We start from the raw sequence: 14,737 nt of genomic DNA on the forward strand, positions 1-14,737 counted from the left end.
GATTTCCCCAGACGGTTGCCAGTTTCACCAAATTTCTCGGTGAATACGGGTTTCATCGTAGCGGTCCGCGGCTTGTTTTGGTTCCACAGGGTAGCCTATGGAAATGATGCTAAACGGCACCATCTCCTCTGGAATGCTAAAAAGTTCTCGCATTCCGTTCAGCCTTGAAGGATCGGGATAAACCGCAAGCCAAACGGCCCCCAAACCAAGCGAATGGGCAGCCAGGAGAATATTTTGGCTAGCTGCTGAGCAGTCCTGAATCCAAAGCTGTCGCAGTTCCCCTTCGTACTTTACCCTGGCCGGATCTGCTACGACCAAAATTGCTAAGGCTGCTCCTGGCAGCATTTTGGAATAGGGATGAAATTCAGGTACTCTTTTAAGTTTGTCCCGGTTAGTAATCACCAAAAACTCCCACGGCTGCTCGTTGCCGCCGGAAGGAGCGTTCATGGCCGCTCGTAACATCCATTGCACCTGATCCTCGCTTATCGGTTGGTCGACGTATTTGCGGATACTCCTCCGAGTAATAATTGTCTGTAATGCTTCGTTCAACTTCCATCTCTCCCCACTCCAATAATATTAACCATACCATTGGATAAAGTCATCATCAAGAACTCAATATTTGATCACTGGACGCCCAAAAAAGTAATATAGGCAATCGGGGCCGCATCACATAATTGAGTATGCGGTTTATAGATAGAGAAAAAAGCCATTGATTAAAATCAATAGCAAAGCAACCCAATTCATGCACATTAAATTGTCGTTGGTCGACGTATTTGCGTAATTCTATTCTTCCGTAACCGCCGCATGGATTCCGACTAGGAACTCTGCCCCGTTGCGGATGACTTCTTCATCCACATCAAAGGTGGAACTGTGGTGACCGCCAAAAATAGGGGTTCCAAACAGTACGTAGAGGGCTTTTCCACCGTGGTTCTGCACCCGTTCCATCATCAGAGTGACATCTTCCGAACCGTTAAAGGGTATTTCCGGGATGGCTTCTTGTACCGAAGGCAGGTTTTCAGCAACCTTTAGGCCAAGCTTGATGAGGTCAGGTGAGTTCCTACAGCTAAGCGCTGTAGCCGCAGGTTTAACTTCAAGATTTAGATCGTACATTTGTGCCGCTCCATGGAGGATTTCAGTCACTTTCCGAACCATGTAGGAATTGACTTGGTTACTTACTCCCCGTGTTTCCAAGCGGAAATAGGCGCGTTCTGGTATGACATTCCAGGTCGTGCCTGCTTCTAATGTACCAACATTGATACGGGAAGCGCCATCGCCATGCCGGGCAATGGCATAAAGGTTAGTTACGGCTGCACAAGCTCCCAATAAGGCATTTTTCCCTTCATGCGGACTGATTCCGGCATGGGTAGGACGACCTGTGTAAGTGACTTCAAAGCGGGATAAGGCCAGAAAACTATAAATATCAAAAGCAATCTGTCCGGTCTTTCTGGCTGTAATCCCAACGTGACCGCCAAAAAGATAATCGAGGTCATCCAGCAGGCCCTTTGCGATCATGGCCGGGGCTCCACTTAAGTTCTCCTCATTAGGTTGGAAGATAAATTTAACTGTACCGTTAAGTTTAGCTTTATTCTCCGCAAAATGACGGGCTAAAAGCAAACCAATCGCTGTATGGGCATCGTGTCCGCACATATGGGCATAACCAGGATTTTGCGAAGCAAATCCTTCCCTGGCTGGTCGGTGAGAGTCTGCATTTGATTCAACAACTTCATTGGAATCGATATCAAAGCGGAAGCCTACCGTTGGACCCGGTCGATCTCCTTTTAAAATTCCAACCACCCCAGTAAAACCGCCTTGGGCAGGCGCAATAAATTTCTCTTTCACACCTGCTTGCAGAGCCCGGTCATATTCTCTTTGCAAGATTGCTGCATCCGGCAGTAAAAGCTGTTTATCTTCGGCGATAATTTCCCGGCCTAGTTTTACCTGATAACCCCACTCTTCCAACTTTTCAGCCACATAGCCCGTAGCAAAAAATTCCAGCCAGGACGGTTGCGGACACTTATGCAGATCCCTCCGCCATTGCAAAGCCTCCGGGAAATGAGCTTGAATCGTTTCCTCCGGTTTATGATTAGTGCACAATGAGACCAATACACTCCCTTTCCTACATTGGAGCTTAATATGTTTTTACGTAACTTTTAAATTTCATCGTGTCTTAATAACTTGATTAAAGATGAGGGTACGGGAACAATGCTACAGTACTAGACAACTTCATACTATTTTTTATAATCAGGCTGTCTTTTCTCTAAAAATGCCGACATTCCTTCTTTCTGTTCTTCTCCAAAGCATAAGGCAAATAAGTTTCCTTCGAGTTCACAGCCCATATTAATATCCACTTCAAGACCTTTATTGATTGCGACTTTTGCTTGTCGAATCGCATAAGGTCCTTTGGAAAGAATAGCTTCTGCTAGGCTAACCGCCTCGGCCATAAGGTTTTCTGTAGATACTACTTTATTAACCAAACCTAACTCTAAAGCTTCAGATGCATTGATTGTTCGCCCTGTTAGAATGATTTCCATAGCCTTTGCTCGTCCAATAAGACGGGGGAGACGTTGTGTTCCTCCGAAGCCTGGTATAATACCTAATGCGACTTCAGGTTGCCCAAACTTTGCCTTGTCAGTTGCGATGCGCATATCACAGACCATCGCAAGTTCACAGCCTCCCCCAAAGGCAAAACCATTAATTGCAGCAATTGTAGGTTGCGGAAGTTCTTGAATTCGTTGAAACAAAACCTGACCTTGACGCGCGAAGGTATAACTCTCTTGTGGGGACTTATCTTTCATTTCTGAAATGTCTGCTCCGGCGACAAAAGCCTTTTCTCCTGCGCCTGTAAAAATTACGACATCGATTTCTCTATCATTGTAAAGCATGGTTACCATTTGATTTAATTCGCTAAGGACTTCCGTATTGAGAGCGTTTAAAACCTTGGGTCGATTAATGGTCACAAAACCTAATCTATTTTCTTTCTTAAGCTCAACGACAGACATCACTATTCCCTCCAGAAGTTTAATATTTATAGAATCCTTTTCCGGTTTTACGCCCTAAGAAGCCTGCACGAACCATCTTTTTAAGAACAGGACAAGGCCGATATTTAGGATCACCGAATTCTGCATATAACGTTTCCATAACAGCTAGACAGACATCTAATCCTATCATATCGCCTAAAGCAAGAGGCCCAATCGGGTGGTTTGCTCCGAGACGCATTGCAGTGTCAATATCCTCTGCAGACGCAATATCCTCCATATAGATAAATGCAGCCTCATTGATTAATGGAACTAGCATTCTGTTAACAATAAAGCCTGGAGATTCTTTAACTTGAACGGGAACTTTTCCTATTTCTTTCACAAAATTATTTACGAGTTCAACCGTTTCATTGCTCGTTGCTGCTCCGGCAATAACCTCAACAAGTTGCATAACATTGGCTGGATTAAAGAAATGCATACCTATGACATTTTGGGGACGGCTTGTTGCCGAGGCTAATTCACTAATGCTCAAAGCAGAAGTGTTAGAAGCAAATATTGTTTTTTCTGGACATTGAGCATCAAATTCTTTATAAACGCTTTTCTTAATTGACATGTTTTCAATGATTGCTTCAATAATTAAATCTGTGTCTTTTAATTCTTCGGCCATTTGATTTACGTCATAAACTCCTTTGAGGGTTCCAAGAATCCCCGATTTATCCTCAGCAGACATTTTACCCTTTTCAACCGCTTTATTTAAGTTTTTTTCAATAATTTTAAGGCCCTTTTGAACAAGACTTTCTGAAACGTCACGAAGGATTACCTGAAAACCCGCTTGAGCAGCAACGAATGCAATGCCAGCGCCCATAGTCCCAGCACCTAGAACAACTATTTTTTTCACATTAAATCCTCCCATCATAAATTAGAATTAAAGAAAACTTGGCTGGCGCCAAGCCTCGCGAAGGCGGCCGCCTTAGTTGCACTTATGCTTCCAGAAAGTTATACTTTCTGACTAGTAAAAAAAAGGGGCTAGGGTAGCCCCCTTCGAGTGTGTAAAAAGTTACTATAACATTTCGACAACAGTGGCCATAGCAGGACCTCCACCTACACATAAGGAGGCAACGCCATATTTTCCTCCACGACGCTTCATTTCATTCAGCATGGTTACGATAATACGAACACCTGAACATCCAACGGGATGACCTAAGGCAATTCCGGAGCCGTTCGCATTGACTTTATCCAAATCAATTTCCAGCTCTTTATTTACTGCCAAAAATTGTGCAGCAAAGGCTTCATTGATCTCAAAATAGGCTATGTCGCTGAGTTTTAGGTTGGCATACTTAAGAGCTTTTGGGATTGCGTAGGCTGGTCCAATTCCCATAATTTCAGGGGCTACGCCATAAGAAGCAGTGGAAAGAACTTTTGCGATCGGTTTAATTCCGAGTTCCTTCGCTTTAGTCGATGTCATTAAAACTAATGCCGCTGCTCCATCATTCAAACCGGATGCGTTACCTGCAGTGACTGTTCCATCTTTCTTAAACGCCGGCTTAAGCTTAGACAGACTGGTCATAGATATATCTGCACGAGGGTGCTCATCCACTTCAACTATGGTTGTCCCTTTACGAGTCTTTATTTCCACTGGCACAATTTCATCTTTGAACCGACCACTTTGAATGGCTTCCACGGCTCGTGTATGACTGAGGTAGGCTAGATTGTCTTGTTCCTCTCGCGTGATGTTGTATTTTTCAGCAAGGTTTTCTGCAGTTACTCCCATATGATAGCCCATAAATGCATCCACCAACGCATCGTAAGTTAGATGATCTTGTAAAGTATCAGGCCCCAACTTAACACCTTGTCTAGAATTCAGCAGTAAATGCGGCGCTCTGGACATGCTTTCAATCCCTACAGCAACACTGACACTCGATTTGCCTAAGAGCATTTGTTGGGTTGCAATCTCTAAGGCTCGCATGGCTGAACCACATTGTTGGTCAACCGTGGTCGCCGCGGCTTCAAACGGGATACCAACTGCGAGTTGTATTTGCCGTGCTGGGTTTCCTTTAGCACCAGCTTTGTAAACCATTCCACCGACAACATCTTCAACAAGACTTGCCTCGACTCCAGCCTTGTCTAACGCACCTTTTACCGCTATCGTCCCGAGGTCTACTGCTGATACATCTTTTAATGACCCTAAAAAATCTCCAATAGGTGTTCTTGCTGCACCTACAATAACAACCTCTTCCATGGGCTTGCTCCTCTCTTTAATTGCCACTTTCTTATAAGCTCGTACTTGAAGACTTAACGGATTGATTATTCATAATAAATTTGTCTTCCTTTAAAAACAGTGTTCCGATGGATGCTAATACGGCTAACGCTGCGAAGAAAATAAAGGCGCCAGTATATGAATATCCCGAGGTAGTTTTGACAACTAGGAATCCAGCAACGAGTGGAGCGACAAAAGAACCTAATTGACCAAAACCATTCGAAAGTCCGACCGCACTGCCCACGATATCTTTAGGATAACGAATTTGAGGGTAGGCGTAAACAGCACCGAAGCTAAGATTAACGAAGAAACCAAGCAAGACAAGCATTGTAATAATTATTGGAACGTTTCCTGTAGGAACCATTCCGACGTAGAAAAGAACAGGAATACTTACAATATAGGATATCAGAAGCACGGGCTTTGTCTTATTTTTAAAGATTTTGTCAGTAAGACGACCTCCAAGGAGCATAGCTACGATGGCGACAACATACGGCAAAGAAACCAGGGCTCCCATCGTTTTGAGATTGAAGTGATGTTGATCATACAGAAAGGAAGAAATCCAAGTCGTACTTCCCCAGTAGATGGCTAAGTTACAGAAAAGAACTAAGCTGTATATCCAGAAGTATTTGTCTTTAACAACGATTGACATCCCGCCTTTTTTTCCTTCAACCGCTTCATCACTGACTAATCCGCTCTTAATATAATCATACTCTTCTTGAGTCATTCGACCTTTTTTCACCATTTCTTCGGGTTTATCATTCACGAAATACCAAAGAATAAACATACCCAGAAGTCCTGGGACTGCAAGGACATAAAACACAGGGCGCCAGCTCCCAAAGGCCGCAGCTAAAGCAGTGATAACGACGGGGATAATAGCTGGACCAAAAGCCCATGCTGTAGAGAAGAATGCGGTTGCTGTTCCTTTTTCTTTTTTAGGGAACCAGTCTGCAATCGTTTTGTGTGCTGGGGCGAAGTGGTGTCCTTCACCAAAGCCTAAGAAAAGACGTATCCAAATAAACTGAACATAGCTGCGAACCATGCCTGTTAAAAAAGTAACGGCTGAGAACACAACAATGGCTATGGTCATGACTCTTTTAGCTCCAATACGATCAGCTAACCATCCACCACTTACTTGAGCAATGGCATAAGCAAAGAAGAAAATCGATGCGCCAAAACCAGCTTGTGCAGGGGTTAATCCCAATTCATCTCGGATCATGGGTAGAAAGATTAATACACTCGTACGGTCAAAATAGTTAATGACGTATAATAACCATACTGCAACGAGAATCACATAACGATAACCCCATGCTTTTTTCCCAACGGTCTTCATTTGTCCCATACTCTAATCTCCTTCAATAATAAAATTACACTATCGCATCTTCCCTTTTCCAGTTTTATCGATAGCAATATAATATTTATTCGGCAGTCCAACCGCCATCAATGACAATCATTTGCCCTGTCATGTAGTCCGAGGCATTTGAAGCCATAAGAATTGCGGCCCCGACCATATCGCTAATTTCGCCAAAACGTCTCATAGCGATTTTCTTAGTGATATGGTTGTGAATTTTTTCTTCTTTTAGGTCGGCTTGATTCATCGGAGTAATAACATAACCCGGGCAGAGCGAATTCACTTGTATGTTATGTTTTGCCCATTCTAAAGCCAGAGCCTTGGTCATTTGTACGACGCCACCCTTGGCAACACAATAAGGAAGAACCTGACGGTCACCTACTAAACCAAGAATGGAGGCAATGTTAATGATCTTGCCCTGTTTTTGGCTAATCATTTGACGCCCAACCGCTTGGGCACAGAAAAAGACACCTTTAAGATCTACATTTAAGACTCGATCCCAATCCGCTTCGGTTAGGTCTTCAGACTTCTTAGTAATGGCAGAACCCGCATTATTAACGAGAATATCAATTCTTCCGTAATACTCTGTTACTTTCTTCACTAACTCATCAATAGCTTTTTGGTTCGTGACATCTGTCGCCACAGGTAAGGCATCATGACCAAACTTTTTAATTTCTTCAGCTACTTGATTGCAGTCATCTTGATTCCGACTTACGATGACGACATTTGCACCAGCCTTGGCCAAACCTTCTGCTATCCCTCGTCCAATCCCTTTGGTGGAACCGGTTACAATAGCCACTTTATTCGTTAAATCAAACGTAGGATTATTCACTTCATTAACCCCCCATTAAAACAATTGGTGAAGAATTTCTTGAGATTCTTCTAGCATTTGAACGTACTTTTCAAAGGTTAATCCTTTAAGGCCGCTACCCGTATATATTTGTCCGGCATCTAAGATTCTTGTGATTCGAACTTCTTCTACGGTGGGTGGCTCTGTTACTTTTACATCGTCTGCAATTTTGAGTTCCCATGAAACTTCCGCTTTTACTTCTTCCACGGTAACACCAGGATGAACACTGTAAAGATACGCTTCTTTGGTTATAGGATCGAACCTAAAAACACATTTGTTAGTTATTACAGCGGCAGGACCCCCTCCGGGTAATCCATGTTTTTCCCTTGCATCATAGCCGTCAATATAACCAGGTGAAGTAATATAATCGACCTTCTCCAAAAAACGTCTTTTCTGAAGGGGAAGTGTAATGATTGTTCTTCCTGCTGAACTCGCAATATCATTTGCCCCACCGCTACCCGGTAGCCGTGAAGCAGGGGTATAGTAATCTCCATCTCCAAAAATGACAGTACTGTTTAGATTTCCATATTTATCAACCTGGGCTCCACCAATCATTCCGACATCAAAATATCCGCGCTGTTGATCGGAGAAAAGACGCCAGAGTGAAGTGGTACAAATGCTGTTCTCGACGCAGGCATTATCGCCAATTCCTAAAATCACACGATAGGGCTCTGGACCAATGCTCCCAGACTCCATAGCCATGATGACATTCGGGGCATGGGTGAGTTTTGCAACCATGGCGCCTAAGGTCGGGACGCCTACTCCAGCAAATACTACGTCACCGTCAATAATCTCCCGGGCAGAAGCTGCTACCAAGAGCTCTTGCAACGAATACTCCTGGGCATATTCTTTGCTCATGTTTATCCCACCTTTCTACTAGTAATTTGCTTTAGCAAAGCGACGTTCAAGTTGGCGTAGTTTTTCAAGACGACCATATCCCACTTTCTCAAGATAGCCCTCCCAACTACCAGGAGCAAAACAGTACTCTTCTAACCATTTCTCAAAGCCTTCTCTTGTTTTAAAGGCAGCTAATTGTTCGGTATGGAAGGGCATGTCGTAAGCATAGGCATAAGGAAAATTCCATGGATGAGAGGCGAAAGGTACTTCCACAACTGCATCCACTGCATATTCTGGAATGATGGTTAAATTCGGATGACGTTTAATTTCCTCAGTACTCACTATTTCCTCACACGTAATGATAGTACGTTTGGAAGCCCGTGCAAGGTTTTCAGCATTTGAAGAAAAACCGAACATTTGAGCATTTCCTCTTTTATCAGCACGGGAGACATGAACGATGGCTACATCAGGATTAACGGCAGGGATCAAGGCTACTTTTTCTCCGTTATAAGGATCTTCGGTAACCTTTATCTTTTCGTTATACTTTAAGAGGTCTGATCCCAATAAAGATTTCGTTGGAATATAAGGTACATTGATAGCACCTGCTAAAAACCGTAAGCCAATGGTATAATTCGAGTACTCAACTAGTTCAATTTCATGGGGAACCTTTTCTTCAATTGCTCTACGGTAGTTATATCCTAATCCTGCAACAGCATAAGAACACCAGGCAAGTTCGGCTTTTTTGATTGCTCCCGCTCCGATTAACATATCCCCGCTTTCACAAGGGCTGTCTCCAACAAATGTTAGATTTTTAATTCCCTGCCTAATTATTTCATAGGTCTGGGCAACACATTGGGCTCCACCCATACCGCTAAAACAAATCATACTTCCATCTGGAACATGGGTTTTAATAGCGTCGGTAAGCGTCATCCGTTTATCTGGTTTCTTTTTGTCATTAAGATTGATATTAGTCAAAACATGCCGCCCCCTTTTCTTTAATCTTTTTTAGAATTTGACTCGGTAGTTCCGTTAACGAATATTGAATTCGTTCCACGGAACTACCAGCCACGTTAATAACCGGACCATTGAATTGAGGCCGAGTAGCACAATCCGATGTGCAGCCACTAACTATGAGAAGGATATCCTTTTGTTGCTCCTGCCAAGATACAAATTCCAGATCAGGTTCTAGTTTCTTAAGGTTCTCAATAATTTCTGGCCCTTCGATTATCGGATTACAATGTCCACAATATTTTACACCAACAATAATTTTCATAAAGTTTACAACACCTGTGAAATAATTATTGACACTTGTCCAATTTAAGGATGATTTAGGTTTTTATTAGAGTGCAATCTAGCTATAAATTCACCAGATAGGAGCCTGACAGAGTCGGTGCCCCTTCGTAGAATAAGCTAGAAGCCTATTAGATCCCTCCTCGTCTTTCACTTATTTTGTTCTGATGAAATACATTAAGAGCAAGAACCATGCCACAACCTTGAAAGGCCGTGAATCCAACAAAAGCCTTATATTCAGGATGTTTAAGGTCACAGAACTGCCTTATACCTAATTAGATTTTATGGCGCGAATTGCTACAGTGTTGTCATTCGCTACACTACATATTATTTTGCCTTTTCATCCCCTTTGGGTTTAATACCGGCAATAGCCATTGCACAGCGCTTCTTATGTTCTAGATTGGATAGCTTGGAATACATTACTTTTTGCGCTTGAGGCGATCCAGCTCCATGCATACTTTCAATCAATGCCGTGCCACCCGTCATATTTTCAAGCAGTCTGGCCATACGCATCCGATCTTCAGTCGGAACAGATGCAACACCTTTGAAATATTTCTCCACATATTTACCAATCTCGGGATTCCTTAGATCGGATTCTGACGGAAGTGTAGCCGTCAATCCCCCTCCAATATCTTGGGCAATTCGGTCAATATCATAAATGAGCCGAGTAACATTATGTTTGCCAACATTTGCAAGCAGAGGATCCACGAAATAAGACCCAGAGGCAGTTTGTTTCCCCTCGGCGGAACAAGCGATGGAACAAGCATATAGGGTTTCCGCCATGTGAATCATTTCGTTGATTTTATCTTTAATATGAGCAGCCTTTGCATAACCACTGTAATCAGCCATAACTGCCGCAGCGCCGATCACTATATCGGAAACGCCACCCTTACAGCCACCATAGTTTTGACGATGATAACTAGCAAACCGTTCCACCAGCATTCCGGCAAAATCAGTTTCACCACACATGAAGACCTTTTCCCATGGCACAAAAACGTTTTCTAGCACGGTAAGACATTCGCCGCCGACAATACCGAACTGAGCATTACCTTGATCTATTTCCCCTTCACATTTACGGTCATCGTTAGTCTGTCGCCCAAAGATGTGTAGGACTCCAGGGGCGTCAACTGGTATTGCGCAGGATACCGCATAATCTTTATCTTCTGCGACCATACCCATAGTAGGCATAATTAACATCTCATGAGAGTTTACCATGCCAGTCATATGGGCTTTTGCTCCCCTGACCACAATTCCCTGGTCATTTCTCTCGACAACATGCACAAACATATCAGGATCAGCTTGCTGTCCTGGTCGCAGACTTCGGTCACCTTTGGGGTCAGTCATGGCTCCCGCAACCATGATATCGTTTTCCTGCATGTATTCGACATATTTTTTCATGCGCTGATGATAACTGGTACTAAGTTTCTGATCCATTTCAAATGTTGTAGAATATAAAGCGTTTATGGCATCAAACCCTACACACCGTTGGTAACATGTGCCAGTTTTTTGAGAGATCATTCGTAACATTTTGACCTTTTTGATTAAGTCTTCTTTGCTTTGATGAATATGAGTAAAGCGATTGATTTTCTTACCGGTAAGATGTGAAGTGACGGTCATCAGGTCTTCACTAGCAGGGTCATGGGCAAGCTCAAAGGTCATCGCTGCAGAATTCACATGTCCACGAATAAAAGGATGGTCGATTACCTCTTCACTCTTCAAAAGTTGACCTTTTACATAAACCTTGATATTGCGGCTCCGCAAACTTTCGATATACTCTTTGCCTGTTTTCATAATCATTCCCCTTCCAAATTTACTTAAAATAACTTATAAAAGCGAAAGTAACTTCTCGCATATGAAATGCATTAATTGCAAGACCTATGCCATAATGCAAAATAGCTGTTAACCTAATAAAAGACCTGCATTCAGAGTGTTTAACACCCAATGAACTACTTCGATTATCAAATCGACTGAAGCGAATTGCTACAGTGTTGTCATTTGCTACGCTACGTATATTAGGTCATCAAAATAAAAAAGGCCCTCCACATTGGAAAGACCTTGTACTAAACTTTCATTATTATGATTGTTTTAACTAGTGTACGTCAATAATGATTCAAGTTATATTTATCTAACTTTCGATAAAGTGTCGTTCGAGCAATGCCTAGTTTATTAGAGACTTTAGTAATATTACCAGCATGTTCAGTCATTAAACTAGAAATCAATTCCTTTTCTAAGTCGTCAAAGGACTTATGTGAAACTGAATTTTGTACTTTTTGAAGAGCAGTGAATTCATTGGGAAGAAAACTTACCAGCAACCTTGAACATTCTGCTATATTCATGGACCTCTCAAGAATATTATATAATTCTCGAATATTTCCTGGCCAATCATAGGCATTAAAATACTGTTGTACAGCATCCTCTATTTCATTGACATCTTTTCCTAATAGATGATTCATCTTTTGAATAAAATGTTCACATAAGAGAGGAATATCATCTTTATGCTCACGTAATGGTAAAAGGTTAATTGAAATTACATTTAATCTATAATAAAGATCCCTTCTAAAATTCCCCTGATCTACTTCCTTGATTAAATCCCTATTTGTTGCCGCAATTACCCTTACATTAACTGGAATCGAATCGTGACCTCCAATTCTCATAATGGATTTGTTCTCGATCACTCTTAATAGAATAGTCTGTAGCTCTAGAGGCATTTCACCGATCTCATCTAAAAATATGGTCCCGCCATCTGCCATTTCAAATTTACCAGGGTTTCCACCACGCTTTGCACCAGTAAAAGCTCCATCGACATAACCAAATAGTTCGCTGTTTATTAATTCTCGAGGTATTGCACCACAATTTATTGCCACAAAGGGTCCATTCGAACTTTGACTAGCATTATGAATGGCTTGAGCAAAAACATCTTTTCCAGTACCACTTTCTCCTAGTAATAAGATATTGGAAAGACTATGAGATGCATTTTTGGCTAACTTTACGGTCGAGAGGAACTTTTCGTTTTTCCCAAGTATATCGTTAAACGTCAATTTAGCTTCTAATCCTGACATTCTTTGAACCAATTTTCGGGTTCTGTTAATTTCATTAAAGACTATAACTGTGCCTTTCATCCCACTAGGAAGACCTTCAATTTTCCTAGAAGAAATGATTGCCTTCTTAATTTTCCCATTAGTAATAATGTCTACTTCTTGATCCGTAAGGCCTAACAGGTCTTTTTTATTCTCCTTAAAATATGATGATTTGAGATATGTTTTAATATCTCTTCCAATGATTTCATCCCTGTTATCTTGAAGCACCTTAATAGCATAGTTATTTATATGAGTAATTACTCCTAATTCATTTACTGCCATCATTCCTTGTGAGATTGACTCAACTATAGCATTCATATAGCTATTAGCTAAATTATATTTTGCCCAAGCATACTTTGATTCCAACTGGTTATCAATCCCATGTACTGCTGCAACCACCATACCTAGTGTATGAGAATGAGCCTTTTCAAAATCTCCTGTCATATCCAAGATTCCAATGATATTTCCTTCTGTGTCATGAATCGGAGCAGCAGAACAAGTTGAATTGTGGGAACAGATGCAGAAATGTTCATAACTAATGACCTGTATAGGCTGATCAAGTTTGATAGCGAGACCAATAGCATTTGTCCCAGCACTTTCTTCGCTCCAATCTGCTCCAATAATGAAGTTACCTTTAGAAATAGAGTTGACTACTTCTTGATCACCAACAATTTTTAGAATAATACCTTTATTGTCAATTAGTGTAACAGTAAATCCAGAACCAGCTACAAACTTATAAAGATTCTCCATTACTGGTAGGCTAACATCGATTAAATCTCTATTCAAATTCTCATTATAAATAATTTCTTTTTCTGTTAAAACGCGATTGACTTTTTTCTGAAAAGGACTTATTCCGTTTTTAACACTATTATGCCAAGAATCTAAAATAATTTGGCGAACTTCACCAGTATTCACCGATTTTCCTTCAATAAAGTTGTTCCATGAATCCTGCAATGTTGCATAAAAGACTTGTTTTTTGAACTCAATTTCTTGATTATTTTTCAAAACAAATTTCTCCTTTACAAACAAGAATCAATGCTCCTAGTGCACCGCTCAAGGGTGAATCGGTAACCCGCGAAGCCCAATCTAAGGCATTTTTCAATACAGGCGTATAGAATAGTTGTACTCAGGTGTAGCGGTATAATATCGCATCAGCTGAGGCTATTCTCTTTTTATAGTCTACTACGACTTAAGGGGATCCCTCCAGCTTCCAAATCTTCGTTAAAAAATGGGATCTGAGTTTAATCCAATATATTCCAATCTTGCTCCATCCGGCAATATTTCACTCGCTGCGCGTAAAGCCGATTTATTGTAAAAATTACGTCGTAGGCTTGCGGTAAAACGTTAATATTAATAGTCTTATCCATAAATAACTACTCCTTCTTCATAAAATTCATTATCAATCCGGTTAATATAAGATTCTCCGTTAATTTAAGAATTCCTTCCGATGTGCTCCATCGTTAAAAAGGGGGAGTCCATGTTTTACCAAAAAGTGAAGTAAGTCAATGGCCCTATTTCCAAGATCCATCCAATACTCGTGGACCGTGCTTATTTCCTGTAGTCCACTTGATTTATCATGAGCTTGAATAGCCCCGCTAAGACTTGCTTAAACTTATTGAGAAATTATAATTTGTTGCGTTCTGAACTAAACTATACTCTATCGACAACCTTTTCCTAGGATAATGATATTAGTATCATTGTGGTGAAATTCCCTGATGGCGAATCTAAAAAAGTAGCTCTGGAGATCATTCGCGCATCGAGCAAAGTCACTCCGGAGCTAGCTGAAGGCAAACCGACGGTGACAGTTGAGGTGACAGAAGAGGGGAATCTCGCTGAGCAGATGTCATCTGTTGACCTAACCAAGCCAGAAACTTTAAGGAACTCGAAGAAAAACAGACCGCTGTCATCGAGGACGAGATCACTGCCGCGCTGGAGGTAAACAGAGGGACAGGTAAACAGAGGGACAGGTAAACAGAGGGACAGGTAAACAGAGGGACAGGTACGCTGTTTCAAATAATGGAAACAACGAACCTGTCCCCTTGTTTACCCGAACGGGTGGAATCCTGGCTCCCATGCTCTAAATCCTTATATAGTGTTCAGCAA

At 41.6% G+C, this 14,737-nt stretch carries 13 protein-coding genes; 1 reads left to right on the plus strand and 12 read right to left on the minus strand.

What is annotated here, in order from left to right:
* Positions 1-24 precede the first annotated feature (24 nt).
* From DSOL_RS20715 to DSOL_RS20770, 12 genes are all read right to left on the minus strand, one after another.
* The gene (locus DSOL_RS20715; RefSeq protein WP_075366682.1) at positions 25-549 is read right to left on the minus strand and encodes a nitroreductase family protein; all 525 of its coding nucleotides are present in this window, start codon (positions 547-549) and stop codon (positions 25-27) included.
* A 234-nt stretch (positions 550-783) separates the two neighbouring features.
* Positions 784-2,094 (minus strand): amidohydrolase, encoded by a 1,311-nt coding sequence (locus DSOL_RS20720; protein ID WP_075366683.1) that lies wholly within the window; start codon positions 2,092-2,094, stop codon positions 784-786.
* A gap of 134 nt (positions 2,095-2,228) precedes the next feature.
* Positions 2,229-2,999: an enoyl-CoA hydratase-related protein gene (locus DSOL_RS20725; RefSeq protein WP_075366684.1), complete on the minus strand. Its 771-nt coding sequence runs from the start codon at positions 2,997-2,999 to the stop codon at positions 2,229-2,231.
* A gap of 19 nt (positions 3,000-3,018) precedes the next feature.
* Positions 3,019-3,873 carry a 3-hydroxyacyl-CoA dehydrogenase family protein gene (locus DSOL_RS20730; RefSeq protein WP_075366685.1) on the minus strand — a complete coding sequence of 285 codons (855 nt, stop codon included), beginning with the start codon at positions 3,871-3,873 and terminating at the stop codon, positions 3,019-3,021.
* Positions 3,874-4,035: 162 nt separating this feature from the next.
* Complete coding sequence (locus DSOL_RS20735; RefSeq protein WP_075366686.1) at positions 4,036-5,214, minus strand: thiolase family protein; 1,179 nt, start codon at positions 5,212-5,214, stop codon at positions 4,036-4,038.
* 31 nt (positions 5,215-5,245) lie between these two features.
* On the minus strand, positions 5,246-6,571 hold the full coding sequence (locus tag DSOL_RS20740; RefSeq protein WP_083642866.1) for an MFS transporter: 1,326 nt from the start codon (positions 6,569-6,571) through the stop codon (positions 5,246-5,248).
* Positions 6,572-6,647: 76 nt separating this feature from the next.
* Positions 6,648-7,412, minus strand: coding sequence for an SDR family NAD(P)-dependent oxidoreductase (locus tag DSOL_RS20745; RefSeq protein ID WP_075366687.1), 765 nt, complete (start codon positions 7,410-7,412; stop codon positions 6,648-6,650).
* Positions 7,413-7,427: 15 nt separating this feature from the next.
* On the minus strand, positions 7,428-8,288 hold the full coding sequence (locus DSOL_RS20750) for a CoA-transferase subunit beta (RefSeq protein WP_075366688.1): 861 nt from the start codon (positions 8,286-8,288) through the stop codon (positions 7,428-7,430).
* A gap of 18 nt (positions 8,289-8,306) precedes the next feature.
* Positions 8,307-9,242 carry a CoA transferase subunit A gene (locus DSOL_RS20755; protein WP_235838926.1) on the minus strand — a complete coding sequence of 312 codons (936 nt, stop codon included), beginning with the start codon at positions 9,240-9,242 and terminating at the stop codon, positions 8,307-8,309.
* A complete protein-coding gene (locus DSOL_RS20760) occupies positions 9,235-9,540 on the minus strand; it encodes a hypothetical protein (protein ID WP_075366689.1) in 306 nt (101 codons plus the stop codon). The genes DSOL_RS20755 and DSOL_RS20760 overlap by 8 nt, the downstream gene beginning before the upstream one ends.
* 344 nt (positions 9,541-9,884) lie before the next feature.
* Positions 9,885-11,354 (minus strand): 4-hydroxyphenylacetate 3-hydroxylase family protein, encoded by a 1,470-nt coding sequence (locus tag DSOL_RS20765; protein WP_170871583.1) that lies wholly within the window; start codon positions 11,352-11,354, stop codon positions 9,885-9,887.
* Positions 11,355-11,656: 302 nt separating this feature from the next.
* Positions 11,657-13,639 (minus strand): sigma-54-dependent Fis family transcriptional regulator, encoded by a 1,983-nt coding sequence (locus DSOL_RS20770; protein WP_139314556.1) that lies wholly within the window; start codon positions 13,637-13,639, stop codon positions 11,657-11,659.
* A gap of 697 nt (positions 13,640-14,336) precedes the next feature.
* Here DSOL_RS20770 and DSOL_RS28160 point away from each other — a divergent pair.
* A complete protein-coding gene (locus DSOL_RS28160; RefSeq protein ID WP_235838928.1) occupies positions 14,337-14,573 on the plus strand; it encodes a Ger(x)C family spore germination C-terminal domain-containing protein in 237 nt (78 codons plus the stop codon).
* The last annotated feature ends 164 nt before the right edge of the window (positions 14,574-14,737 follow it).

The organism is Desulfosporosinus metallidurans (genome assembly GCF_001936615.1).
Classification (GTDB): Bacteria; Bacillota; Desulfitobacteriia; order Desulfitobacteriales; family Desulfitobacteriaceae; genus Desulfosporosinus; species Desulfosporosinus metallidurans.

What these genes read in the sequence shown, in the direction of transcription:
- DSOL_RS20725 (WP_075366684.1), bottom strand. Translation starts at nt 2,999, where the DNA reads ATGTCTGTCGTTGAGCTTAAGAAAGAAAATAGATTAGGTTTTGTGACC.
- DSOL_RS20735 (WP_075366686.1), bottom strand. Translation starts at nt 5,214, where the DNA reads ATGGAAGAGGTTGTTATTGTAGGTGCAGCAAGAACACCTATTGGAGAT.
- DSOL_RS20740 (WP_083642866.1), bottom strand. Translation starts at nt 6,571, where the DNA reads ATGGGACAAATGAAGACCGTTGGGAAAAAAGCATGGGGTTATCGTTAT.
- DSOL_RS20750 (WP_075366688.1), bottom strand. Translation starts at nt 8,288, where the DNA reads ATGAGCAAAGAATATGCCCAGGAGTATTCGTTGCAAGAGCTCTTGGTA.
- DSOL_RS20760 (WP_075366689.1), bottom strand. Translation starts at nt 9,540, where the DNA reads ATGAAAATTATTGTTGGTGTAAAATATTGTGGACATTGTAATCCGATA.
- DSOL_RS20765 (WP_170871583.1), bottom strand. Translation starts at nt 11,354, where the DNA reads ATGATTATGAAAACAGGCAAAGAGTATATCGAAAGTTTGCGGAGCCGC.